The 22,752-nt window shown below is 60.0% G+C and carries 21 protein-coding genes and 1 tRNA gene; 11 read left to right on the plus strand and 11 right to left on the minus strand.

Annotated elements, in window-relative coordinates; translation table 11 throughout:
* Positions 1-165 precede the first annotated feature (165 nt).
* The 6 genes from PUT78_RS09200 to PUT78_RS09225 all read right to left on the minus strand — a co-directional run bounded on the left by PUT78_RS09200 (position 166) and on the right by PUT78_RS09225 (position 7,006).
* Positions 166-936 (minus strand): squalene/phytoene synthase family protein, encoded by a 771-nt coding sequence (locus tag PUT78_RS09200; protein WP_420793487.1) that lies wholly within the window; start codon positions 934-936, stop codon positions 166-168.
* Complete coding sequence (locus tag PUT78_RS09205) at positions 929-1,660, minus strand: class I SAM-dependent methyltransferase (RefSeq protein ID WP_274351955.1); 732 nt, start codon at positions 1,658-1,660, stop codon at positions 929-931. The genes PUT78_RS09200 and PUT78_RS09205 overlap by 8 nt, the downstream gene beginning before the upstream one ends.
* Complete coding sequence (gene cimA / locus PUT78_RS09210) at positions 1,648-3,276, minus strand: citramalate synthase (RefSeq protein WP_274351956.1); 1,629 nt, start codon at positions 3,274-3,276, stop codon at positions 1,648-1,650. The genes PUT78_RS09205 and cimA overlap by 13 nt, the downstream gene beginning before the upstream one ends.
* Positions 3,277-3,460: 184 nt before the next feature.
* Positions 3,461-4,990 (minus strand): cysteine--tRNA ligase, encoded by a 1,530-nt coding sequence (gene cysS / locus PUT78_RS09215; RefSeq protein WP_274351957.1) that lies wholly within the window; start codon positions 4,988-4,990, stop codon positions 3,461-3,463.
* Between the two features lie 269 nt (positions 4,991-5,259).
* Positions 5,260-5,616, minus strand: a complete 357-nt coding sequence (locus tag PUT78_RS09220) for a DUF5368 domain-containing protein (RefSeq protein ID WP_274351958.1) — start codon at positions 5,614-5,616, stop codon at positions 5,260-5,262.
* A gap of 67 nt (positions 5,617-5,683) precedes the next feature.
* Positions 5,684-7,006 (minus strand): NAD(P)/FAD-dependent oxidoreductase, encoded by a 1,323-nt coding sequence (locus tag PUT78_RS09225; RefSeq protein WP_337994668.1) that lies wholly within the window; start codon positions 7,004-7,006, stop codon positions 5,684-5,686.
* 188 nt (positions 7,007-7,194) lie between these two features.
* On the opposite strand from PUT78_RS09225, the gene PUT78_RS09230 reads away from it, so the two are divergent.
* Both PUT78_RS09230 and PUT78_RS09235 read left to right on the plus strand, forming a co-directional pair.
* A complete protein-coding gene (locus PUT78_RS09230) occupies positions 7,195-7,968 on the plus strand; it encodes a DUF4394 domain-containing protein (RefSeq protein WP_274351960.1) in 774 nt (257 codons plus the stop codon).
* Positions 7,969-8,235: 267 nt separating this feature from the next.
* Complete coding sequence (locus tag PUT78_RS09235) at positions 8,236-8,751, plus strand: RrF2 family transcriptional regulator (protein ID WP_274351961.1); 516 nt, start codon at positions 8,236-8,238, stop codon at positions 8,749-8,751.
* 24 nt (positions 8,752-8,775) lie between these two features.
* On the opposite strand, the gene PUT78_RS09240 is transcribed toward PUT78_RS09235, so the two are convergent.
* From PUT78_RS09240 to ihfB, 3 genes are read right to left on the minus strand one after another with little or no spacing between them, the layout of a single operon-like run.
* Positions 8,776-9,441, minus strand: a complete 666-nt coding sequence (locus tag PUT78_RS09240) for a phosphoribosylanthranilate isomerase (RefSeq protein WP_274351962.1) — start codon at positions 9,439-9,441, stop codon at positions 8,776-8,778.
* 6 nt (positions 9,442-9,447) lie between these two features.
* Complete coding sequence (locus PUT78_RS09245) at positions 9,448-9,801, minus strand: lipopolysaccharide assembly protein LapA domain-containing protein (protein ID WP_274351963.1); 354 nt, start codon at positions 9,799-9,801, stop codon at positions 9,448-9,450.
* Between the two features lies 1 nt (position 9,802).
* The gene (ihfB, locus tag PUT78_RS09250; protein ID WP_274351964.1) at positions 9,803-10,093 is read right to left on the minus strand and encodes an integration host factor subunit beta; all 291 of its coding nucleotides are present in this window, start codon (positions 10,091-10,093) and stop codon (positions 9,803-9,805) included.
* A 276-nt stretch (positions 10,094-10,369) separates the two neighbouring features.
* Here ihfB and PUT78_RS09255 point away from each other — a divergent pair, with 276 nt between their 5' ends.
* The 4 genes from PUT78_RS09255 (at position 10,370) to clpX (ending at position 14,275) form a co-directional block, all read left to right on the plus strand.
* Entirely contained in the window at positions 10,370-11,560 is a 1,191-nt protein-coding gene (locus tag PUT78_RS09255; RefSeq protein ID WP_274351965.1) for an RSP_2647 family RNA methyltransferase, read from the plus strand.
* Complete coding sequence (locus PUT78_RS09260) at positions 11,560-12,102, plus strand: RSP_2648 family PIN domain-containing protein (protein WP_274351966.1); 543 nt, start codon at positions 11,560-11,562, stop codon at positions 12,100-12,102. The genes PUT78_RS09255 and PUT78_RS09260 overlap by 1 nt, the downstream gene beginning before the upstream one ends.
* A gap of 126 nt (positions 12,103-12,228) precedes the next feature.
* Complete coding sequence (locus PUT78_RS09265) at positions 12,229-12,852, plus strand: ATP-dependent Clp protease proteolytic subunit (RefSeq protein WP_274351967.1); 624 nt, start codon at positions 12,229-12,231, stop codon at positions 12,850-12,852.
* A 160-nt stretch (positions 12,853-13,012) separates the two neighbouring features.
* The gene (gene clpX / locus PUT78_RS09270; protein WP_274351968.1) at positions 13,013-14,275 is read left to right on the plus strand and encodes an ATP-dependent Clp protease ATP-binding subunit ClpX; all 1,263 of its coding nucleotides are present in this window, start codon (positions 13,013-13,015) and stop codon (positions 14,273-14,275) included.
* 432 nt (positions 14,276-14,707) lie between these two features.
* On the opposite strand, the gene PUT78_RS09275 is transcribed toward clpX, so the two are convergent.
* On the minus strand, positions 14,708-15,361 hold the full coding sequence (locus tag PUT78_RS09275; RefSeq protein WP_274351969.1) for a thiamine phosphate synthase: 654 nt from the start codon (positions 15,359-15,361) through the stop codon (positions 14,708-14,710).
* Positions 15,362-15,456: 95 nt separating this feature from the next.
* Between PUT78_RS09275 and PUT78_RS09280 the strand changes: the two genes are divergently transcribed.
* From PUT78_RS09280 to PUT78_RS09290, 3 genes are all read left to right on the plus strand, one after another.
* Positions 15,457-16,218, plus strand: a complete 762-nt coding sequence (locus tag PUT78_RS09280) for an RNA methyltransferase (protein ID WP_274351970.1) — start codon at positions 15,457-15,459, stop codon at positions 16,216-16,218.
* A gap of 329 nt (positions 16,219-16,547) precedes the next feature.
* Positions 16,548-17,702: a heme A synthase gene (gene ctaA / locus PUT78_RS09285; protein ID WP_274351971.1), complete on the plus strand. Its 1,155-nt coding sequence runs from the start codon at positions 16,548-16,550 to the stop codon at positions 17,700-17,702.
* Positions 17,699-19,168, plus strand: a complete 1,470-nt coding sequence (locus tag PUT78_RS09290; protein WP_274351972.1) for a carboxypeptidase M32 — start codon at positions 17,699-17,701, stop codon at positions 19,166-19,168. Before ctaA ends, PUT78_RS09290 begins: the two co-directional genes overlap by 4 nt.
* On the opposite strand, the gene PUT78_RS09295 is transcribed toward PUT78_RS09290, so the two are convergent.
* Positions 19,163-20,515, minus strand: a complete 1,353-nt coding sequence (locus tag PUT78_RS09295; protein WP_274351973.1) for an ATP-binding protein — start codon at positions 20,513-20,515, stop codon at positions 19,163-19,165. The genes PUT78_RS09290 and PUT78_RS09295 overlap by 6 nt on opposite strands.
* Before the next feature lie 125 nt (positions 20,516-20,640).
* On the opposite strand from PUT78_RS09295, the gene PUT78_RS09300 reads away from it, so the two are divergent.
* Together PUT78_RS09300 and PUT78_RS09305 are read left to right on the plus strand one after the other, a co-directional pair.
* On the plus strand, positions 20,641-21,528 hold the full coding sequence (locus tag PUT78_RS09300; RefSeq protein WP_274351974.1) for an MBL fold metallo-hydrolase: 888 nt from the start codon (positions 20,641-20,643) through the stop codon (positions 21,526-21,528).
* A gap of 60 nt (positions 21,529-21,588) precedes the next feature.
* A tRNA-Asn gene (locus PUT78_RS09305) sits at positions 21,589-21,663 on the plus strand.
* The last annotated feature ends 1,089 nt before the right edge of the window (positions 21,664-22,752 follow it).

The following is a 22,752-nucleotide window of genomic DNA, read 5'->3' on the forward strand; positions in this document are numbered from 1 at the left end:
GTTGCACCCGACAGTCGGGCATACGGACCACCCCGCAGCAAGCGCAACGGGGCGAATTGGCGCGCACCCTACTGGCAGGGCCGGGGCTTGGCAAGGCGGCGCAAGGCGCAATCGGGGCAGCATTCCGGGCATATCTGCCCCGGATCATCATAAAATCCGCTGCAGCTACCAGCGGCCCGACAAGGCACGCAGTACCAAAGCCCCGCGCCGCGCAAATTCCGATGGCCGCAAGCGCCCCTGCGCCACCAGCTGCGGCTGTTTGGCCGCGCGGCGCAGTATCGCGCCCGCCTGCCAGCCGGTCAGCAATGCAGGCGTCGCGGCAGCGGGCACCAGATGGCGCTGCGCCCGCGCCCGCGCCAGATGCGCCAGCCCGTCGCGCGCCAAATCCGCCACCGCTGCATCACGCCCGTCGACAAGCGGAATGCGCCCCGCCACCTGAAGCTGCGGGATCGCCACAAGCCAGTTCGCCAGCCCCGCCGCAAAGGCCATATCGCGTACCGGCATTTCGGCCTGTGGGGGCGCACCCAGCGCAAGCGCTGCCAGCCACATCAGATTGCCCGATGTTGCCTGAAGATGCGCGCGAAACGCCGCGTCATCGGCAAACGGGGCGCGGTAAATATCCCAGCGTCGCGCCGCAACCATCGCCTGCCCCAGTGCAACGGGCAGATCAGCCGCCTGCCAGATCTGCGCCAGCGGGGCCGCGACCTGATGGGGGCGTGCGGGCTTGCCAGCCGCAATATCATCCAGAACATCCGCCCAGAATTGCAGACGCATTTCGGCAATCAGCGGTTCCTGCGTCACCCATGGCGCGCGCGCAAGTTCCAGATTGAACGCATATAGCGGCCAGAGCGCCGCGCGCGCCGCATCCGGTGCGGCAATCGTCGCGGCATAGCGATCGGGGTCGCCCTGCTGCACAAGGGCCGCAAGTTCATCCATCAACAGGGGCCACCACCATCAGCGCATAGGCAATTTCCGATGGCGCGGCTTTCCACCGGGCGATTTCCTGTTCTGCCTCGTCCAGCGCGTTGGCCAGAACGCCCGTAGCACCGGGCCGCAGGCTGGCAATGCGTCTGGACATGGGGGTGTAATACGCTTCCCACGCCGCGCCGATCTGCATCTGTTCGCCCAGAACACGGTAGCCTGCCGCCGCAACGCGGGCACGAATGCCTGCGACATCAGTGATCTGCGGATATTCGGCCCAGAAGGCCCGTGCAGCCGCTGACGGTCGCGCCAGAAGGCAAGGTTCGGAAAAGGCCACAGCGCCCCCCGGTGCCAGCGCGTCGCGCCACAGGCGCAAGGCTTCGGTGATGCCCAGAAAATAAACCGCGCCCGCGCACCAGATCAGATCATAGGGGCCAGAAAGCGCCGCCATATCGCCCTGCCGCACCTGCACACGCGCGCCAAAAGGCGCTGTGCGCTTCTGCGCAGCCGCCACGAATTGCGCAATCTGGTCGATGGCGTCAATCTGTGCCTTGGGCCGTTCCTTGGCAAGGGTCACTGTATCCGCCCCCGACCCGCAGCCCGCGTCGCATATCCGCGCGTCAGCGGGCGTTGCCGCAACTGACAGCGCCCAGCCCAGATCCGCCGCCGCCCCCGGCCCTTCGCGTGCCAGATCACTGTAAAGCGTCAGAAACGCGTCATCCGGTGTCAGTTCTGGCATGGTTGCACCCCGTCACGCAGGAATTTCCAGATCACGGCATCCAGCAGTGCCTCGAAACTGGCATCCACTATATTGGGGGACACACCCACTGTGGACCAGCGCTGCCCCTGCCCATCCTCGCTGTCGATGATGACGCGGGTCACCGCCTCTGTGCCGCCCTGAGTGATGCGCACCTTGAAATCGACCAGTTTCATGTCGTCGATTACCGCCTGATAAGGGCCAAGATCCTTGGCCAGCGCCTTGGACAGGGCATTAACCGGCCCGCGGTCATGCCCTTCGCTGTCCATGGATTCCGACACGGACAGCTTCTTTTCATCGCCGATTTTCACCACGACCACGGCTTCGGACAGGGTGACAATCCTGTTATACTTGTTCTTGCGCCGCTCTACTGTCACGCGGTAGCGCTTGACCTCGAAGAAATCGGGCACCTGACCCAGTGCGCGCCGCGCCAGCAATTCGAAACTGGCCTGCGCAGAATCATAGGCATAGCCCTGATCCTCGCGCTCCTTGATCTCATCCAGAATGGCCCCCAACCGCGCATCGCCCTTTTCGACCTGAACCCCCATATCGGCCAGCCGCATGCGCAGGTTCGACTGCCCCGCCTGATTGGACATCGGCACAATGCGGGCATTTCCCACCTGCGCGGGGTCGATATGCTCATAGGTTGTGGGGTCTTTCAGAATCGCGCTGGCATGCAATCCCGCCTTATGCGCGAAAGCAGACGCACCCACATAAGGCATGGTCCGCAGCGGCACACGGTTCAGGATATCATCGAGCTTGCGCGACATGCGCAAAAGGCCCTTCAGTGCGTCCCGGCTGACACCGGTTTCAAAGCGGTCGGCAAAGGCCGGTTTCAGCAATAGCGTAGGGATCAGCGTGGTCAGCGACGCATTCCCGCAGCGTTCCCCCAGCCCGTTGAGCGTGCCCTGTATCTGGCGCGCGCCTGCCTCCACCGCCGCCAGCGAACCGGCCACCGCCTGCCCTGTGTCATCATGGCAATGAATGCCGATATGCGCGCCCGGAATACCACTGTCGATGACCGCGCGGGTGATGGTGCTGATTTCTGATGGCAGCGTGCCGCCATTGGTGTCGCACAGCACCACCCAGCGCGCGCCCGCGTCATGGGCGGCATGCAGGCATTTCAACGCATAGTCGGGATTGGCTTTGTAGCCATCGAAGAAATGTTCCGCGTCGAAATGCGCCTCGCGTCCCTGCGCGACACAATGCGCGATGGAGGCGCGGATGTTTTCAAGGTTCTCATCAAGGCTGATGCCCAGCGCCGTGGTGACATGGAAATCATGGGATTTGCCCACCAGACAGACCGCATCCGTGCCCGCATTCAGCACCGCCGCCAGCACGTCATCATTTTCCGCCGACCGGCCCGCGCGCTTGGTCATGCCGAATGCGGTGAAAATGGCCCTGGTCTGCGGTTTGTCGGCGAAGAACTCGCTGTCAGTGGGGTTCGCCCCCGGCCAGCCGCCTTCGATATAGTCAATACCAAGGCTGTCGAGCATCGCCGCAATGGCGTGCTTTTCCGGTGTGGAGAATTGCACGCCCTGCGTCTGCTGGCCGTCACGCAGGGTGGTGTCGTAGAGGGTGAGGCGTTCGCGGGTCATATGGCATGTCCCCTTTGCAAGTGTGACCTGTCAGAACGCGGGCAGCGCCCGACCGCATTACGAACAAGCTCTGACAGAGCGCGCGGGATGCCTGCATCCCGCTTCGCCCCCGACCCGCCCCCCAGGGCGGGGGCGAAAACGCCCCCCCCCTCGGATCGGGGGCTACGCTTGCGTTGCGAAAAAGTCATTCGATGCGCTCCAATTCATCCAGTAATTCTGAAGCGACCAAACTAATATACCGATCAACAAGCGCAGAAGCGTCAATGCTGCCGTCCGATTTATAGAGATCGCCGAAGACCTCCTTACGCTCTGACTGCTCAATTTTATCAAAATAGGCATCGGCGAAATCAAAAGACGTTTGAGGCTTGACCTTTCCATCCGGCATATCAGTGATCGAAATACCGCGTTTCTTCAGTGCATCCCGAATCCAGTCTGCACGGGCAAAGTTCTTTTCTTCTTTCGCAATTCGGCGCTTCTGAAGCAAAATCTTTAGTGTGTCATTTGCGGCGTAAAAGAGTTTTCGACGCGAATACCAAGCGCCTTGCCCATCATTCAACAACCCGAGCAGTCGAGCGTTGAATAGAAGCGCTCTAGGCTGAGTCTCCAATTTGTGAAGTGCAGCGAGTGCACCCGGCGTGTTTAGATCACCTGCAATCTCGTCAAGAACACTCTCTTGAGCAACGTTTGCAGGGACGACACCTTCGGTAAGCTTGCGCCATTTGAATAGTGTTTGTGCTGCTTCTTCGGCTTTGGCGGCGGTCCAATCCATCGGACTGCGGTAATGGGTCATCAGCACAACGTAGCGGATCACTTCACCCGGTATTCCCTGATCCAGCAAATCCCTCACCGTAAAGAAATTGCCCAAAGACTTGGACATTTTCTTCCCCTCCACCTGCACCATTTCATTATGCAGCCAGTAGCGCGCGAACCCGGCATCTGGGAAAGCGCAGCAGCTTTGTGCGATCTCGTTCTCATGGTGGGGGAATTGCAGGTCGATTCCGCCGCCATGAATGTCGAAACTCGCGCCCAGCAGTTCATGGCTCATGGCCGAGCATTCGATATGCCAGCCGGGCCGCCCCCGCCCCCATGGGCTGTCCCAACCGGGCAGGGCCGCATCGGAGGGCTTCCACAGCACAAAATCCATCGGGTCGCGCTTATAGGGGGCCACTTCCACCCGCGCGCCTGCAATCATGTCATCCACCGACCGCCCCGACAGCCGCCCGTAGTCTGGGTAGGACCGCACATCAAACAGCACATGGCCCGACACCTCATAGGCATGGCCCTTGGCGATCAACCCTTCGATCATGGCAATCATCTGGGTGATGAACTGCGTCGCGCGCGGCTCATGGGTCGGGCGCAGCGCGCCCAGCGCATCCATATCGGCATGATACCAGGCAATCGTTTCATCCGTCAGCGCCTGAACAATCGCGTTCAGGGGCCGCGTGTCGCCATCCGCCTGCATAGACGCCGCGCGCGCATTGATCTTGTCATCAACATCAGTGAAATTGCGCACATAGGTTACATGATCCGCGCCATAGACATGGCGCAGCAACCGGTAGAGCACATCAAACACCACCACAGGGCGCGCATTGCCTAAATGCGCGCGGTCATAGACCGTGGGGCCACAGACATACATCCGGACATTTTCAGGGTCCAGCGGGGTGAAATCCTCCCGCTTGCGGGTGCGCGAATTGTGCAACCGTATCTTGGTCATGTCCTCTCCTCTCGGGCCATGCTGGCGCGCGGGCGGGGGATGCAGTGATCAGGGAAATGACAACAAGACCGCCCGCCGGAAACTCAGCGGCAAATGCAGCAGCAAATCATGCGGGTCAAGGTCTTCATGACGCGACCATACGCCCGCCCCCCACGGCTGCCAAGCCCAAAAACAGCGAAAGCCCGCGCCTTTGGGAGGAAGAGCGCGGGCTGGCAGGCCAGGGTCATGTCGGAGGAGCACCCCTTGGCCGGTCTTCAGTCAGGCGGGGGTCAGATGTCAGCCTCCTTGCCCCGCATCAGTGACTGAACCACATAAACCAGAATTGCGAAACCCACGGCCCCTGCGGCAAAAACGCCCAGCAGCACAATCCAGTCGATCGGCCCGCCAATGTCAGAAAACCCGGAATTGGTCATCATCATGACAAAACCCACCGCAGCTATCCCGCCAAAGGGCATCGACAATTGCGCCAGCAGAAACTTGCGCATCGACATGGCGCGGTCGCGCACCAGAACATAGATATAGCCAAGTGTAATGATAACGGCCACGGCAACCATGGCCCAGAACAGCCAACGCCCGAAGATTTCCTCGAACACGGTCAGCAATGTCATCAGGGTGAAGTCTTCCATTCTCTCATCCTTTTCATGCGGGCGGTTTCGTCTTGCCCGAAATACGCGCAGGGGTCCGGGGGGACGATCAGGCGCGCCCGCGCAGCATGGCATTATACGTGGCTTTCAGCGCGACTTCCTTCATCAGCCAGCTGATCCACAATTCTTCCAGGGGCGCGATCACACCGGGGAAGGACGGGGTCAGATTGTCCTGATAGTCGAATTCCACCAGCATGGCGCGGCCAATGCGGGTAATCAGCGGACAGGAGGTGTAGCCATCATAGCGGCGAGTCCCTTCGCGGCCCGCAATCTCGCTGACCAGATGATCCTCGACCACCGGAATATGGAACTTGACCGACGCCGCAGTCTTGCCCTTGGGGACACCATTGATATCGCCAATCCCGAAGATATTGGCATAACGCGCATGACGCAGCGTGTGCATGTCCACTTCGATCCAGCCCTGATCAACCCAGCGTTCTGCCCAGGACAGGCCAGAATCGCGAATGACCTGCGGCGCGCGCTGTGGGGGGATGATATTGATGAAATCCCATTTATCGCTCACCTCGCCCTCGGGCGTCGTATAGGTGGCAGTCTTCGCCCCCAGATCAATGCCCTTCAGCACATGCTGGTAGCGATAGGTGATGTTGCGTTCATCCATGATCTGGCGCACGCGGTGGTGAATGACCGGCACCCCGAACAGGTTTGTGGCCTGCGCGTTATAGATGAATTCGCATTTGCCGCGATTGCCCTTGGTGGTGGCAATATCTTCGCCAAGGAAACATATCTTCACCGGCGCGCCCGCGCATTTCATTTCAGTCGCGGGGCGGCCGAACATGCCTATGCCGCCTTCGTCGGTAAATTTATCCAGCGCCTGCCAGCTGAGTTCGGCATGTTCGGGGCTGGCATAATGGGCGGCGATCCCGTTTTGCGGGCCTGCCATGCTTAAGTCAAACCCCTCAATCGCGTCCCAGTCGAGGGTCAGCCCGGTCGCGACAATCAGATAGTCATAATCGATCCGCTGCCCGCCGGTGGTTGTGACGCGGTTTGCTTCGGGGTCCAGTTCGGCGGCATATTCGTTGACATAATTCACACCGCGCGGCAGCCATTGTTCGGTGGACGATATGGCATAGTCTGCCTTGCGCAAACCAGAAGCGATCAGGGTGAATCCGGGCTGATACCAATGCTGCGGGCGCCCATCCAGCACGGTGATCTGCGCCCCGTCCAGACGCGCGGCCAGCCGGTTGGCAATACCTGCGCCCCCTGCCCCGGCCCCCATGATCAGGATGCGCGCATTCGTGCGTTGCGCACGCGCCGGTTGGCCTGATGCGCCCAACGCGATGGCAGCACCGCCGCCTGCCGCAAGCCCCATGAACCCGCGACGGCTGGTCGCAAGCTTTTGCAGATCGATCATCGAATCCCCCCTTCTGGTCATACACAATTCCATTACATTATATCTATATATTGCGATATATGATCTAGATCAATTTCACTTTGCGTTTGCTCACGTCATCACAGCTCTGTGATCGTCGCGCTGAAACTCTCTGTCTGCCGGTTCCGTTTCCCAAAGGTTGACGAACCAAACCGGAAATGGAGATTACAATGCACAAACTTGCAGCACCCACCCTGATGGCCGCTTTGATGGCCACTGGCGCATCCGCAACAACAGCCATCGGGCTTGCAGGGGACCGGACGCTTGTGTCCATCGATCTGGACACCGCACAGGTCACCGGAATGCAGGATGTGGACTATGACGGGCGTATCCTCGGGATTGATTTCCGCCCTTCCACAGGGATGATCATCGCGGTCACCGACCAGTTTGCAGTGGTCAATATCGACCCGGACACCGGCGCGTGGGACGAAGTGGTCACGATGGACACACCGCTGGAGCATGGCGAAGGGGATGTCGTGATCGTGGACATCAACCCCGCCGCTGACGCGCTGCGCTTCATGTCGGGCACGACCAACCACCGCGTCAATCTGGGCAGCGGTGCAGTGATGGTTGATGGCAGCCTGAGTTTTACCGACGGCACGGACGGCATGCCGATGGTCGGCGGGACTGCCTATTCCAATTCCCATGGTCAGCCCGAAAGCACCATGATGTTCAATATCGACATTTCGCTGGCATCGCTGTTGCAGCAGACCGCCCCGAATGATGGCGACAATGTTGTTATCGGTGCAACAGGCGCAACATTCGACGGGCCGGTTGCGTTTGACATTGCCACCACGACGGATGGGGAAAACACCGCATGGCTGGTCGCCAACGGCGCATTCCACAGTATTGACCTGTCCAGCGGCATGATCACGCAAACATGGCAGATCGGGGCACTTGATGTCGTATTGCGCGACGTCACGGTCTTCCATCCCGCCGACTGACCAGCATAGTTCGTACCGGCCCGACGCGTTGGTAACAAGTATTTCCTGAACGGGCCACAGGGCGCAGCGCAAATGTTGCGCTGCGCCCATTTTGATTCCGGCCAAGGCCAGCTTGAAGGCCCTTTGAGCCGTGCGCGTCCCCCACAGCTTGATCCTGATCAATGACAGCCCTGCAAGACCCCCCGATAACACTTACCAGAAGGTCATCATTTCCGCACGAGTCCGTTGCCTGCAATCGTGCTATGTCAACTACGGGAGAATTCTTGAATGCGTTTGACAACCCGCACCAATCTGGCACTTCGCACCCTGATGTTCTGCGCAGTCAATCATGACACGCTTGTACGTAAACAAGACGCCGCACAGGCCATCAACGCATCTGAAAACCACCTTGCGCAGGTCATCAACCAACTGGGACAGGACGGTTTCATCACAACGCTGCGCGGGCGGCATGGCGGGTTTCATCTGGCGCGCGATGCGGGATCCATCAGCGTGGGAGAGGTGTTCCGCGCATTTGAATCGAGCCTGCCCTTTATCGAATGCTTCTCCGATACCAACACATGCCCACTGAAAGATCACTGCGTGATGCGTCCGCATCTGTCCCGCGCGGTCGAAGCGTTCTATGGCGCATTGGACGATCTGTATCTGTCGGATCTGGTACGCTGCAATACCGGGCTGGAAGCGATCCTGCAGGTCGAAGGGCCGCGCGTGCCCAAACGCTGCGCCCCTGTCCGGGCCAATACCGGCACCGGCTTTCCGGGGATCGCCCCCGAAGCGGCAGCCTGATATTCAGATCAGCCCCTGACGCAATCAGACAGGGAATGTATTTGTGGCCGATTGCGCCGCGCTGATAAACGCATTGATGCGGGCTGCATCCTTTTTCCCCGGCGCGATTTCCACCCCGGAAGACACATCAACCTGCCGCGCACCCGTCAGCCGAATGGCAGCGGCGACGTTTTCAGCATCAAGCCCGCCTGCCAGCATCCACGGGCAAGCCCAGCGCCGCCCCGCAATCAACCGCCAGTCGAAACTCAGCCCGTTACCACCAGGCAGCATGGCATCTGCCGACGGTTTGGCATCGACAAGCAACTGGTCAGCAACCTTGCCATAGGCATCAAGCGCCGCCAGATCTTCGGGTCCGGCCACGCCCACGGCCTTCATGACCGGCAGGCCAAAACGCTGGCGCAGCGCGGTCACCCGCGCGGGCGTTTCGTGGCCGTGAAGTTGCAGCATATCCAGCGGCACCTCCTGTGTCAGCGCGTGCAGCATGTCATCATCGGCATCAACCGTCAGCGCAACCTTGGCCACGCCTTCGGGGACGCACAGCGCCAATGCGCGGGCCTGCGCAAACGTAACATTGCGGGGGGATTTCGGGAAAAACACAAACCCCACATAGCGCGCACCCGCAGCAACTGCGGCCTGCACATTATCGGGGTCGGTCAGACCACAAATCTTGACATGAACAGCGTCTGACATAACGCCTCAGCGCGCGTCCAGCACGGCAAGCACATCATCCTTGCGGGTCTGGGGGGCCATGGTTTCCACCCGCTTCAGATCGGCGCGCAAGGCATCGGCTTCGCGCCGGGCGCGCGCTGCTTCGCTGCGGTAGCCATGTTCACGCAGCCATTCCCACACAAAACCCAGCATCAGGCCAAAGCCGATGGCCAGACCCAGAATGACAAACAACGGCAGCGTCATCGACAGGTTGCCCCCCAATACACCCGCCAAGGCATCCGGCAACAGCTTTACGGTGATCAATGCCCTGTTGGCCAATGCAACTGTCAGCAGGGCAAGGGCGACAACCGCAAGCACCCCGTAACGCAGATAGGTCAGCATTCTATTCTTCCTCAATCCCGTTCAGCCGGTCGCGCAGTAATTTACCGGTCTTGAAAAACGGCACGGCTTTTTCTTCGACCCGGACGCTTTCGCCGGTGCGGGGGTTGCGCCCGATGCGCGCCTCGCGTTGCTTCACCGAAAACGCGCCGAAGCCACGCAGTTCCACACGTTCGCCCCGCGCAAGGGCTTCGGTGATTTCCTCGAAGATCGTATTGACGATCCGTTCAACATCCCGCTGGAACAGATGCGGGTTTTCTTCGGCAAGTTTCTGGATCAGTTCTGAACGAATCATTCTGTTGGCCCCCCAAATCTGGTGTGCATCGCCCCTTCCGCAGTAAATTGGTTGCAGATGAAGCTACAGCATTTTTCCGTGACTATAGGACGAATTGCCCCGCGAAGGAATAACCAATAATCCCTGAAAGCGTCTGCTTTTGCAGCTATTCTTCGCCATCCGGCAACTTCCCGCCGCCGCAACCGGGAATTGTGGCACCCGTCTGCGCGCGTCTTGCCCTTTCCTTGGGCGCTTTGCTGGCGTAGGGCTGGCGGCGAATGCCAAAAGGTGCCGCATATGTCAGAACGTCCCGTCATCCGCCTGAAACCCAAAGCCGAAGCCCGCGCCATCCGGCACGGATTCCCTTGGGTCTTCGCAAATGAACTTGTCACCGACCGGCGCACGCGCGCATTGCCCGCAGGCTGTTTTGCCCGGCTGGAAGATTCGGAATCCCGCCCTCTGGGTCTGGTAACAGTCAATCCGGCATCGAAAATCATCGCGCGGATGATGGACCGCAACCCCGAGGTGGAAATCACACGCGACTGGCTGGCTGAACGGCTGGAACGTGCGCAGCAATTGCGCGCATGCCTGCATGATGCGCCATATTACCGTCTGGTCCATGCCGAAGCCGACGGGCTGCCCGGTGTCATTATCGACCGTTTCGGCGATGCAGCCGTCATCCAGCCCAACGCCGCATGGGCCGAAGCGCAGTTTCCGATGCTGGCCGAAGCGCTGCAGCAGGTCACCGGCGTTCAAACTATCGTCAAGAATGGCAGCGGCCGGTCCCGCGCGCTGGAAGGTCTGGTCGAGGAAACGGCGCTGTATTGCGGCACACTGGACGGGGCGCTGCCTGTGCCAATGAATGGCGCAACTTATATGGCCGATCTTCTGGGCGGCCAGAAAACCGGACTGTTTTTCGACCAGCGCGACAACCACGCCTTTGCCGCGCGACTGGCACAGGGCGCGCGCGTGCTGGATGTGTTTTCCCATGTCGGGGGTTTCGCGCTGGCCGCACTAGCCCAGGGCGCGCAGCACGCGCTGGCGGTGGACAGCTCAGTACCCGCGCTGGACCTTGCCACCAGCGGCGCACAAGCCAGCGGCGTGGAGGCGCGTTTCCAGACCCGTCAGGGCGACGCATTCGCCGTGATGGAAGCCCTTGCCACTGAGGGCGCGCAATTTGATCTGGTGGTCTGCGACCCGCCGGCGTTTGCGCCCAACAAACCCGCATTGGACAAGGGGCTGCGCGCTTATGAACGGGTGGCCAGACTGGCCGCGCCACTGGTGGCACCGGGCGGTTATCTGGGCCTGTGTTCATGTTCGCATGCCGCCGATCTGACCAGCTTCCGCAATGCCAGCGCGCGTGGAATCGGGCGTGCAGGGCGGCGCGGGCAGTTGATTCACACCGGCTTTGCCAGCCCCGACCATCCGCAATTGCCGCAACTGGCCGAAAGCGGCTATCTGAAGGCCGTCTTCTTCCGGCTGGACTGATGCGCGCGGTTCTGGATGCCTGCGTCCTTTACCCCACAGTGCTGCGCGAAATTCTTGTCGGCGTGGCTGCACGCGGTGGGTTCACGCCCTTGTGGTCAGCCCGCATTCTGGCGGAATGGCAGCGCGCCGCCGCGCGGACAGGACCAGCGGATGCTGTCATTGCCGCAGGTGAAATCGCGCATCTGCGCAGCCTGTGGCCCATGGCCGAAATCACTGCTGACCCCGGCCTGGAAGCCCGCCTTGACCTGCCCGACCCGGCTGACAAACATGTTCTGGCCAGCACCATCACGGCACAGGCAGATCGCATCATCACCCTGAATCTACGTGATTTCCCGGCCCGTCTGGTGCAGACCGAAGGGGTACAGCGCGCCGAAAGCCCCGATGATTTCCTGATGGCGCTGTGGCTGGACAAGCCCGAAACCGTTGAAGCCGCGGTTCACGCGGCCCGTACCGCAACCGAGGCCGCATCCGGGCGCGCACAACCGCTGCGCCCGCTTCTGAAACGGGCGAAACTGCCGCGACTGGGCAAGGCGCTGGAATGACCCCTGCCAGCCATGCGCAGACAAATTCCTGCCTGCCCCTTGCAGCCCCCCATGCGCAGGGCTAAGATTCAAGCAACCTATTTGAGCTATCAATGACCCCAACAGGTCCAGACAAAGGCAGGCGTAATGCAAGACCCGATTGAAACCTACATGAACCTTGTCCCCATGGTTGTCGAACAGACAAGCCGGGGTGAACGGGCCTATGACATCTTCTCACGGTTGCTGAAGGAACGGATCATTTTCGTCAACGGCCCTGTGCATGATGGGATGGCCAGCCTGATCGTGGCGCAATTGCTGCATCTGGAAGCAGAAAACCCCTCGAAAGAGATCTCGATGTATATCAACTCACCCGGCGGCTCTGTGATCGCGGGGATGAGCATTTACGACACGATGCAGTATATCAAACCCGCCGTATCGACACTGGTCTGCGGGCTGGCCGCGTCGATGGGGTCGGTCATCGCGCTGGGGGGGGAAAAGGGCATGCGTTTCTCGCTGCCGAATTCCGAGTTTCTGGTACACCAGCCTTCGGGCGGCAGCCAGGGCACCGCAGCTGATATCCTGATCCAGTCGCGTCATATTGAGCAAACGCGCGAACGGTTCTACCAGCTCTACATGCGCCATACCGGCCAGGATTACGAGACAGTGCAACAAGCCCTTGACCGCGACAAATGGATGACACCCGAAGAAGCAAAAGACTGGGGCCATGTCGATGAAATCGTGACCTCACGCGCCGATACGGCCAGCGCGTGACGGGAAATCGGGATCAGGGCAGGTTTTTTGCAGGACTGTGCGCAGTTTTGCATTGTTCCTGCCCCCCGACTGACCTACCCTTGAATGACAAGAAGGCCGGCGCGACGGGCCTGTTCCGGCCAACAGGCCCTTATCGCAGCCAAGACCACAGAGGTATGTGATGGCAACATCGGAAAAAGACAGCAAGAACACCCTTTATTGTTCCTTCTGTGGCAAAAGCCAGCACGAAGTGCGCAAACTGATTGCGGGGCCAACAGTTTTCATCTGCGATGAATGCGTTGAGCTTTGCATGGATATCATCCGCGAAGAAACCAAGACCGGTGGCCTGAAAACCACCGACGGGGTGCCAAGCCCGCGCGAGATCTGCAATGTGCTGGATGATTATGTCATCGGGCAGGAACAGGCCAAGCGCGTGCTTTCTGTTGCGGTTCACAACCACTATAAACGACTGAACCATTCCGCCAAATCGGGTGAAGTGGAACTGTCAAAATCCAATATACTGCTGATCGGGCCAACTGGCTGCGGCAAGACATTGCTGGCCCAGACGCTGGCGCGCATTCTGGACGTGCCCTTCACCATGGCCGATGCGACCACGCTGACCGAAGCCGGCTATGTCGGCGAGGATGTGGAAAACATCATCCTGAAACTTCTGCAATCCAGCGAATATAATGTCGAGCGCGCCCAGCGCGGCATCGTCTATATTGACGAGGTGGACAAGATCACGCGCAAATCGGACAATCCGTCCATTACGCGCGACGTGTCGGGTGAAGGGGTGCAGCAGGCGCTTCTGAAACTTATGGAAGGCACCGTCGCCAGCGTGCCGCCCCAGGGGGGTCGCAAACACCCGCAGCAGGAATTCCTGCAGGTGGACACGACCAATATTCTGTTCATCTGTGGCGGGGCCTTTGCCGGGCTTGACCGAATTATCGCGCAACGCGGCAAAGGGTCGGCCATCGGCTTCGGTGCCGATGTGAAAGATGAAAGCGCGCGCACCATCGGCGAGTCCCTGAAAGTGCTTGAACCCGAAGATCTGCTGAAATTCGGTCTTATCCCCGAATTCGTGGGCCGCCTTCCGGTGATCGCCACGCTGATGGATCTGGATGAAGATGCGCTGGTCACCATTCTGACAGAACCCAAGAATGCGCTGGTCAAACAGTATCAGAAGCTCTTTGACATCGAAGGGGTTGATCTGAGCTTTACGGATGAAGCGCTGCGCGCGATCGCAAAACGCGCCATCACCCGTAAAACCGGTGCGCGGGGCTTGCGGTCTATCATGGAAGACATCCTGCTTGATACGATGTTTGAATTGCCGAGCCTGGAAAACGTCAATGAAGTCGTGGTCAACGAGGAAGCCGTAAATTCCGAAGCGCAGCCGCTGATCATCTATGCCGAAGCCAAGAAAGGCACGGCGAGTGTAGGGTAAGCCCTGCCCGATATACTTAAAAAAAACCCGCCGGAATGGCGGGTTTTTTCGTTGGGGCGCAGAAGTATGCATATTCGTGATTTATCGTGACATGCGCGTTGAGAACCCGTCTGCGCGGTCTGGAACTGGCCAGACCCGGTGAAAATGCGCGCCAGGCTGTTCTGGGGCCTGAAGGGGACGTTCGCGCTTGGATCAAGCCCGCGCTATCGGTGGGCCGGGGACTGCCGATCCCACGTTCAAAGAATGCAGTTTATGCAGGCGGCATCTTTCTGAACCCAAAGGACTGAACTGCCCTTGGGTCATCGGCAGGCCGCGGGACGGCCCGCCGATAGCGCGGCGGCCTTGCGGCCTTGATTCCGCGCCTTTGGGTGACTGCTTCTAGGCCAGAACCGTCCCGCCCTTCGACTTCTCTCGACGCGCGGGGAACGCTGCTCAGCGCAAGGGCTGGATCAACTCGCGCAGGGCGGCAACCGGGTCCGCCTGTGTCCAGATTTCTTCGCCAAAGGCAAAGAAATCAGTGACAGGCGCCAGAGCCGCAACCAGATCGCGATTCAGAGCCCCTTCAGCGACGACCGGTAGTTCGATCATCGCAGACCACCATTCGAACAGTTCATGCGGGGCAGCCTGACCATCGCCCAGCGCGGTTTTCCCGACTGGTCCGAAGCTGACATAATCCGCGCCAGCCTCGCCCGCGCTGATGCCATCATGGCGCGAATTCCCGCAATAGCTGCCGATAATCGCATCCGCGCCCATTTCCGTGCGCAACTTGCGCAGGGGTTTTGTGGTGTCGGACAGATGCACCCCGTCCAGCCCCAGACGCTCCACCATCAGAACATGGTCAGCAATGACAAGCGGAATGTCGCGGGCATGGGCAATTTCACGCAGCGCATCGGCACAGCGCAGAATCGTGTCTTCATCGCGGGTGGCAAGCGCCAGCCGCAAACATGCCACCGGGTGGCTGTCCAGAACACGCGCCAATGCCTGCGGAAAGCTGTCCATATCCGGGGCGGGCGGTGTAATCAGGTATATCTGCGGCGAGTCGTCGGGCATGAAGCTTGCACCTTTCGCTTGAACTGAACCGGTCATACCCTGCACCCGGGCCGGAAACAAGCAGGTGCAACTTGAAGCGCGCGCCCTGCCCCGCTATTGGGCGCATACCCATCCCAGCCGCCAGAGGCCCTATGACCCCGCTTGATGATCAGCTATTCGACGCGCCCACCCCCGTCATGGTGCTCGTGCGCCCGCAGATGGGCGAGAATATCGGCGCCGCCGCCCGCGCAATGCTGAATTTCGGCTGCGCGCGCATGCGTCTTGTCGCCCCCCGCGATGGCTGGCCCAACCCGAAGGCCACAGCCATGGCATCGGGCGCGTCGCCTGTGCTGGAGCGCGCTGGCGCGTTTGACGACCTGCCCGCAGCGATTGGTGATTGCGATTATGTCTTTGCCACCACGGCGCGCGGGCGCGGGCTGACAAAACCTGTTCTGACACCTGACCATGCCATGATGCAAGCCCGCGCCATGGTGGCAGAAGGCAAGCGCGTGGCGGTCCTGTTCGGGCCGGAACGCGCGGGGCTGGAAAATGACGACATTGCCCGCGCCAATGCCATTATTACGGTACCGGTCAACCCGGCCTTCTATTCGCTGAACCTGGCGCAATGCGTGCTGCTGGTTGCGTATGAATTCGCGCGCCATGGAACAGAGACCCCGCCTGAAGTGATGGCGATGGCCGGCACCGATTTCGCGACGGCACTGGAACGCGAGAAACTGGGCGACCATTTCGAGGACCGTCTGGACGCGACAGGTTTCTTTCACCCCCCCGAAAAAGCGCCCAACATGCGGCTGCGACTGCGCAATATGTGGGCAAGGCTGCCGCTGACACGCGCCGATGTGCAAACGCTGCATGGCATGCTGCGCCAGTTGACGCGCAAGCCCGACGGGCAATGAACGCGCATTCGTGGCCGGAAGCGGACGGTTGAAGCCCGCGCTATCGGCGCGCCGGGGTTTGCCGGTCCCACGTTGGAGTAGTTCACTTTATGCAGGCGGCATATTCCGACATCCAAGGCTTGGCGTGACGAAGGGGTCATCGGCAGGCCGCGGGACAGCCTGCGGCCTTTGCTCCGCGCCTTTGGGCGCCGCCTCCAGGTCATTTCGTCCATTCTGCATGTCTACATGTTGCCATCACACTTCAGGCTGAGTGCTTTGACCGCACCCCTGCCCCTTGATCCCGCAACGGGCACACACTAGCTTGCAGCGCGACCAGACAGGAGGGCCAGATGGCCAACAAACGCCCCATATTCGAAGATGTCGCAGCGCCGCGTCCGCAGCCCCCCCCCCAGGGCGGTGTCATTGACCGCCGCCCCAAGGGTGCGCGCGGCGCAATCCGGTTATGGCTGATGGTGCTGTTTGCACTGGTTTGTGTCATGATCGTCGTGGGCGGCATGACGCGGCTGACCGATAGCGGGTTATCCATCACCGAATGGCGCCCTGTCACCGGTGCAATCCCGCCCCTGAGCGCTGAAATGTGGGCACAGGAATTCGACAAATACCGCCAGATTGACCAGTATCAACTGATCAATCGCGGCATGACATTGGATGAATTCAAGGTCATCTATTGGTGGGAATGGGGCCACAGGCAGTTGGGCCGTGTCATCGGGCTGGTCTGGGCGCTGGGGTTTGCGTTTTTCTGGCTGACAAAACGCATTCCCAGCGGTTGGACCGTGCGCCTGCTGGGGCTGGGCGCGCTTGGCGGTCTGCAAGGGGCCATCGGGTGGTGGATGGTGGCGTCAGGCCTGAGTGAAGGCATGGTCGCTGTCGCGTCCTACCGGCTGGCAACGCATCTGGGGCTTGCCTTTGTCATTCTTGGGCTGATCGCGTGGTATGCCTTCTTGCTGAACCGCCCGGAAACCGAATTGATGACAGCGCGGCGCGCGCGCGAAGCGAAGCTGTTTTCTATGACCACCGGGTTGATGCATTTCGCCTTTTTGCAGATCCTGCTGGGCGCGCTGGTTGCAGGCATTGACGCAGGGCGCGGATATACCGACTGGCCCTTGATGAATGGCGTGTTTTTCCCGCCGGAATTTCTGGCCATGCAGCCCCTTTGGGTCAATTTCTTTGAAAACCCCGCAACGACCCAGTTTCTGCACCGTATGGCGGGCTATTTGCTGACCGCTTTCGCGGTTGTTCTCTGGCTGCGGGGGCGCAAATCTGTGCATGGGGCCACGCGCGCGGCGTTCAACGCGCTGTTTGTCGTGATGCTGGGCCAGATTGTGCTGGGGATTGTCACTGTGCTGCATGGCGCACCGTGGCAATTGGGGATCGCCCATCAGGCAACGGCCGTTCTACTGTGGGTGCTGATCATCCGCGCCCGCCATCTGGCACAATACCCGCGCTTTGACAATTTGCGCGGCACAGGAAGGACATCAGCATGACCGCTTATGAAAACGCCATGGCCCATGCCCGCCAGACCGAAGCGCTGGCCCAGATCGCGGGTCGGCTGGGATGGGACCAGCAGACCGTCATGCCGCGCGGCGCGAATGCGCAGCGGTCCGAAGAAATGGCCGCGCTGGAAGATGTGCTGCACGCGCGGCGCACCGACCCCCGTCTGGGTGACTGGCTGGACGCGGCGCAGGCCCCCGATGAAGCGGGTGCCGCCTGCCTGCGCGAATTGCGCCGTGCCTATGCGCGCAATGCAAAGGTTCCGGCACGGCTGGCATCGGAACTGGCGCGGATTACCCCGCTGGCGCAGGATGCGTGGGAAGCGGCCCGTCATAATGAAGATGTCGCCAGTTTCCTGCCATGGCTGCAGAAAATGATCACCTTGCGCCGCGAGGAAGGACAGGCCATCGCGAATGGCGGCGATCCCTATGATGCGCTGATGGAAGATTATGAACCCGGCACCGGTTCCGATGCCATTGCCACCATATTCGACCGCATGCGCCCGCGTCTGGTGGCGCTGCGCGAAGCGATTCTTGGCGCGGACACACCGCCCGCGCTGACCGGCCATTTCCCGCAGGATGCGCAATTGCGTCTGTCGCGGCGCATGGCCGAACATTTCGGCTATGATTTCACCCGCGGGCGCATTGATCTGGCGGTGCATCCGTTTTCATCAGGGTCGGGCGATGATGTGCGCATCACCACCCGTGTTGCCGTGGATGATCCGTTCAACTGCCTGTATTCCACGCTGCATGAAGTGGGCCATGCCGCCTATGAACAAGGGGTGGACCGCGCCTATGCCCTCAGCCCGATCGGGCAGGGTGTGTCCATGGGCGTCCATGAAAGCCAGAGCCGGATTTACGAGAACCAGCTTGGCCGGTCGCGCGCCTTCACAGGCTGGGTGTTCGGGGCCATGCAGCAGGAATTCGGCGCACTGTCCGTCCCGGATGAAGATGCGTTTTATGCGGCGGTCAACCGCGTGACCACAGGCTTTATTCGCACCGAAGCTGACGAAGTGCAGTATAATCTGCATATCATGCTGCGTTTCGATCTGGAGCGCGCGCTGATCCGGGAAAATCTGGATGCGACAGACCTGCAGGAGGCGTGGAATACGCGCTTTCTGGCCGATTTCGGCTATGCCGTGGACCGCCCGTCGCATGGTATCTTGCAGGATGTGCATTGGTCGGTCGGGTTGTTCGGCTATTTCCCGACTTATGCGCTGGGCAATATTTATGCAGGCTGCCTGTTCAAGGCAATGCAGGCAGATATTCCCGACCTGCAACAGGGTCTTGCAACAGGCGACGCACAGGCCGCAACCACATGGCTGCGCGACCGCCTGCAGCGTCACGGCGCCTTGCGCCCGCCCGTTGATACCATAACCCATGCCTGCGGTTTTGCCCCCGATGAAGGGCCGCTGCTGGAGTATCTGGAAGGCAAATTCGGCGCGCTTTACCGGTTATGACGGCGCAGTATTCAGCGGCAGGCGCAATGTTGCGCGCAGGCCGCCAAGCTGTGTGCTGTCACTCAGCACCAGCCTGCCTTCATGGGCGCGCATTGCCTCGGCCACAATCGCAAGGCCCAGCCCGACCCCCCCGCCCTGATCGCGGTTGCGCGCGTCATCCAGCCTGACAAAGGGTTCGGTGGCGCGCACGCGGTCCGCTGGCGGAATGCCGGGGCCGTCATCGTCGACCGTGATGTCAAGCCAGTCATCCCCATCAAGGGCGATGCTGACCTGCGCATTCGCACCGTGCCGCAGCGCATTGCTGACCAGATTATCCAATGCGCGCTCCAGCAAATCCTTGTGCAGGGGTACATGACGCAGCTGCGGCACCGGCCCCGCCAGCAGGATGGCATGACCGGTCGCGATATAGCGATCCACCAGTTCCGTAACCAGAATGACCGGGTCTGTCGGAATTTTAGGTTCATCGGATGTGACCCCGCGCGAATAATCCAGAAACCCGTTCAACAGGTTTTCAAGGTCTGCGATTTCCGTTGCAAGGGCTGCGGTATCTTCCGACGTATCCATCATCGACAGGATCAGGCGCATCCGTGTCAGGGGCGTGCGCATGTCATGGCTGACGCCCGACAGCATCAGCTTGCGTTGCGCATTCTGCCTGTCAATCCGGTTGCGCATATCAATGAAAGCCAGACTTGCCGCGCGGATTTCCCGGGCACCTGCCGCCCGAAAAGGCATTGTCTTGCCACGGCCATAAGCTTCGGCGGCCTGACCAAGCCTGCGGATCGGACGAATCTGCAAGCGCAGAAACTGAAACGCAATCAGCGCCATAAGGCCGGATGCAAGGAAAACTATCACCAGCAACTGATGCGGGTTTGACGTTGTGACCAACCGGCGCGGAATGTTCATCTGCAATACGCCATGGGGACTGTCCAGCCACAGGACCACTGTATTGGGCACTGATTCAAGGTCTGCGCCCAGATAGGCTGGCAGGCTTTGACGCAGAACACGCAGAATCTCGCGTCCTGCCAGATCCGTCCAGTTGCGCGTGTCGCCACCCGTTCCCGGCCGCGCAGATGCGAGAACCGCAACGTCGATCTGCATGGCATCTGTCAGGGCGGCAAGCTCCTCCAGCGCCACAGCGGCCTGCGGGCTGGTATCAATCCGGTCGGCCAGAAAATGAATGTCGCGCAGGGTGTTTCCGGTCATTTGCGCCGTGACACGTTCATAATGGCGCTGAATAAACACAACCGACAGGACTATCTGGATCACAATGATCGGAACGATCAGGATCAGAACGGCGCGCCCGTAAAAACTGCGCGGCAATATGCGTTTCAGGGTGTTGCTCCACATGGGATGCACCCTAGCGGATAAATGCATCTTTTCCAGTGAAATGGGCAGATTCGCCGCAGTCACCACCGCGCCGGGGCGCAGGTGCGGATTGACCTTCGGCCCGCGCTGTTCATAAATCCTGCATCATGACACAAACCCTGCCAGAACCCGATCTGCGGCTGGTCCGCGCCCCGAACCCTTCGCCAATGACAGGGCACGGAACCAATACCTATATCGTCGGCACCGGCGCGGTCTGTGTCATCGACCCCGGTCCGCCGGATGACAGCCATCTGCGCGCCATCCTCAACACGCTTGCCCCCACAGAAAATGTGGCCTGCATTCTGCTGACGCATAGCCACCTGGACCATTCCCCACTGGCCAGAAAACTGGCGGACGTGACGGGCGCGCGCATCATGGCCTATGGCGACAGTCAGGCAGGGCGATCAGCGCTGATGCAACAGCTGGCAGCGCAACAGGTTACCGGCGGCGGTGAAGGTGTGGATCATGCGTTCAGACCCGATCATTGCCTTCAGGACATGGAAATCATCGCCTTCGGGCGTGAGCAGATTCGCGCGGTCTGGACGCCGGGGCATATGGCCAATCACATGTGCTTTGCATGGCGCGGGGCCGTGTTCAGCGGGGATCATGTCATGGGCTGGGCCAGCTCGCTCGTATCCCCGCCCGACGGGGATCTGGGTGCGTATATGCGGTCGCTGGACAAGCTTGCAGGGTTGGGCGCGCGGCGGCTTTATCCCGGCCATGGCGCGCCGGTCGATGACCCGGGCGCCCGTGTGCAGACCCTGCGCGATCATCGGAAAATGCGCGAGGCGGCAATCCGCGCGCATCTGGCCAATGGGGTTGGCACAATTCCTGATCTGGTCAGCCTGATTTATGCCGATGTGCCGGGGCATCTGCACCCGGCTGCGGCCCGCAACGTGCATGCTCATCTGATCGATCTGTGGGAACGCGGTCATGTCAGCGCAGACCCGGCCCCGGCAGCGGATGCCCGATACAGGCTTACCGGCACAGCGTAACGATTTTATGCGATTCGGGTCTGGACGCGCCCGAAAACGGTTGCTATAGCAGCGCAGTGTTCCGGCGTAGCTCAGCGGTAGAGCAGTTGACTGTTAATCAATTGGTCGTAGGTTCGATCCCTACCGCCGGAGCCAAAATCCTCAAGAAATTTCAGGATATTGGCAGACCATAATCCAGTTGGAAAGGTCTGTCGCTACAAGCATAATCGACAACCGCGGGCTTGATTCAGCGTCATCCATTTTGACGATTTCTTCGCCTGATGCTGACGCGCCCTTACAACCACATCTACTGGCAACAACAACGGCGTCAGGCTGGCAACATTTGTGCAGGCCGGTTGAGGCACATATTGAGGACCGCCCCCGCCTTGGTGGTTGTTATAAATATTTGAACTTGTTCTTTTGACCATAACCACAATGAATAGCCCCGGATTTGCCGGAGGCCAGCACCTTAAATAAAGAGAATGGTTATGACAAAAAGCGAAATGGAAAATCGCTGATCTCCTGGCTAAGAAGGTTCAGAAAACAATCCGAGAGATTGTTTACCCGACGAAACGCGCGCGAACGGGATCTTTCTGAGCTGCGCAAGGCGTTCGGCATCGGTCCTGAACCAGTGGTGGCAATGGTCCGCTAAAGAACCTGCAGTGTAGGTTAATGCGAAACGGTCGGTGCAATCAGAAACTGAATTCCGGCAGATTCAGATATACACAGGCGAGTGTTGAAGCCGCAGAACCTGATTCGGAAAGCTTGCCACAATGAAAGTGGAAATTCTGTAATTTCAGCGATGCAACCCAAAGAACACAACCCAGAATTGAATCATGATTCAACACCTCACCTACAAGCGGTGCGGTGCTTATAAATCAAGCAGAATTACTATACATTTTGATATAAATCGTTCGCGAAAACGCGTGAGAGATAATAAACTGTCTTTAGTGATCCGACGGCGCATTTTTTGGCTGGATTGGGCACTGCGGGCATGCATCCGTGCTGGGAAATTTGGTCCGGGCGGCGTGTACTGTTTCAGCGATGGAAACAGTCGATATGCACGTTTTTGTGTGAGAAAGCGGCACTACGGTCAGGAACATCGCATGGCGGCGGTGGCGCAATAGTCTTGGCGTACGAGGCACACATTTCTGAATGACATAGCGGACGGCAGATCCGGATCGAGCAAGTGAGAGTGCTCTGTTTGGCTGGAACCATCTGGTTCCGGGCTCAGCAGAGTATTGG

The organism is Roseinatronobacter alkalisoli (genome assembly GCF_028745735.1).
GTDB lineage: Bacteria > Pseudomonadota > Alphaproteobacteria > Rhodobacterales > Rhodobacteraceae > Roseinatronobacter > Roseinatronobacter alkalisoli.

What these genes read in the sequence shown, in the direction of transcription:
- PUT78_RS09200 (WP_420793487.1), bottom strand. Translation starts at nt 936, where the DNA reads ATGGATGAACTTGCGGCCCTTGTGCAGCAGGGCGACCCCGATCGCTAT.
- PUT78_RS09205 (WP_274351955.1), bottom strand. Translation starts at nt 1,660, where the DNA reads ATGCCAGAACTGACACCGGATGACGCGTTTCTGACGCTTTACAGTGAT.
- cimA (WP_274351956.1), bottom strand. Translation starts at nt 3,276, where the DNA reads ATGACCCGCGAACGCCTCACCCTCTACGACACCACCCTGCGTGACGGC.
- cysS (WP_274351957.1), bottom strand. Translation starts at nt 4,990, where the DNA reads ATGACCAAGATACGGTTGCACAATTCGCGCACCCGCAAGCGGGAGGAT.
- PUT78_RS09220 (WP_274351958.1), bottom strand. Translation starts at nt 5,616, where the DNA reads ATGGAAGACTTCACCCTGATGACATTGCTGACCGTGTTCGAGGAAATC.
- PUT78_RS09225 (WP_337994668.1), bottom strand. Translation starts at nt 7,006, where the DNA reads ATGATCGATCTGCAAAAGCTTGCGACCAGCCGTCGCGGGTTCATGGGG.
- PUT78_RS09230 (WP_274351960.1), top strand. Translation starts at nt 7,195, where the DNA reads ATGCACAAACTTGCAGCACCCACCCTGATGGCCGCTTTGATGGCCACT.
- PUT78_RS09235 (WP_274351961.1), top strand. Translation starts at nt 8,236, where the DNA reads ATGCGTTTGACAACCCGCACCAATCTGGCACTTCGCACCCTGATGTTC.
- PUT78_RS09240 (WP_274351962.1), bottom strand. Translation starts at nt 9,441, where the DNA reads ATGTCAGACGCTGTTCATGTCAAGATTTGTGGTCTGACCGACCCCGAT.
- PUT78_RS09245 (WP_274351963.1), bottom strand. Translation starts at nt 9,801, where the DNA reads ATGCTGACCTATCTGCGTTACGGGGTGCTTGCGGTTGTCGCCCTTGCC.
- ihfB (WP_274351964.1), bottom strand. Translation starts at nt 10,093, where the DNA reads ATGATTCGTTCAGAACTGATCCAGAAACTTGCCGAAGAAAACCCGCAT.
- PUT78_RS09255 (WP_274351965.1), top strand. Translation starts at nt 10,370, where the DNA reads ATGTCAGAACGTCCCGTCATCCGCCTGAAACCCAAAGCCGAAGCCCGC.
- PUT78_RS09260 (WP_274351966.1), top strand. Translation starts at nt 11,560, where the DNA reads ATGCGCGCGGTTCTGGATGCCTGCGTCCTTTACCCCACAGTGCTGCGC.
- PUT78_RS09265 (WP_274351967.1), top strand. Translation starts at nt 12,229, where the DNA reads ATGCAAGACCCGATTGAAACCTACATGAACCTTGTCCCCATGGTTGTC.
- clpX (WP_274351968.1), top strand. Translation starts at nt 13,013, where the DNA reads ATGGCAACATCGGAAAAAGACAGCAAGAACACCCTTTATTGTTCCTTC.
- PUT78_RS09275 (WP_274351969.1), bottom strand. Translation starts at nt 15,361, where the DNA reads ATGACCGGTTCAGTTCAAGCGAAAGGTGCAAGCTTCATGCCCGACGAC.
- PUT78_RS09280 (WP_274351970.1), top strand. Translation starts at nt 15,457, where the DNA reads ATGACCCCGCTTGATGATCAGCTATTCGACGCGCCCACCCCCGTCATG.
- ctaA (WP_274351971.1), top strand. Translation starts at nt 16,548, where the DNA reads ATGGCCAACAAACGCCCCATATTCGAAGATGTCGCAGCGCCGCGTCCG.
- PUT78_RS09290 (WP_274351972.1), top strand. Translation starts at nt 17,699, where the DNA reads ATGACCGCTTATGAAAACGCCATGGCCCATGCCCGCCAGACCGAAGCG.
- PUT78_RS09295 (WP_274351973.1), bottom strand. Translation starts at nt 20,515, where the DNA reads ATGTGGAGCAACACCCTGAAACGCATATTGCCGCGCAGTTTTTACGGG.
- PUT78_RS09300 (WP_274351974.1), top strand. Translation starts at nt 20,641, where the DNA reads ATGACACAAACCCTGCCAGAACCCGATCTGCGGCTGGTCCGCGCCCCG.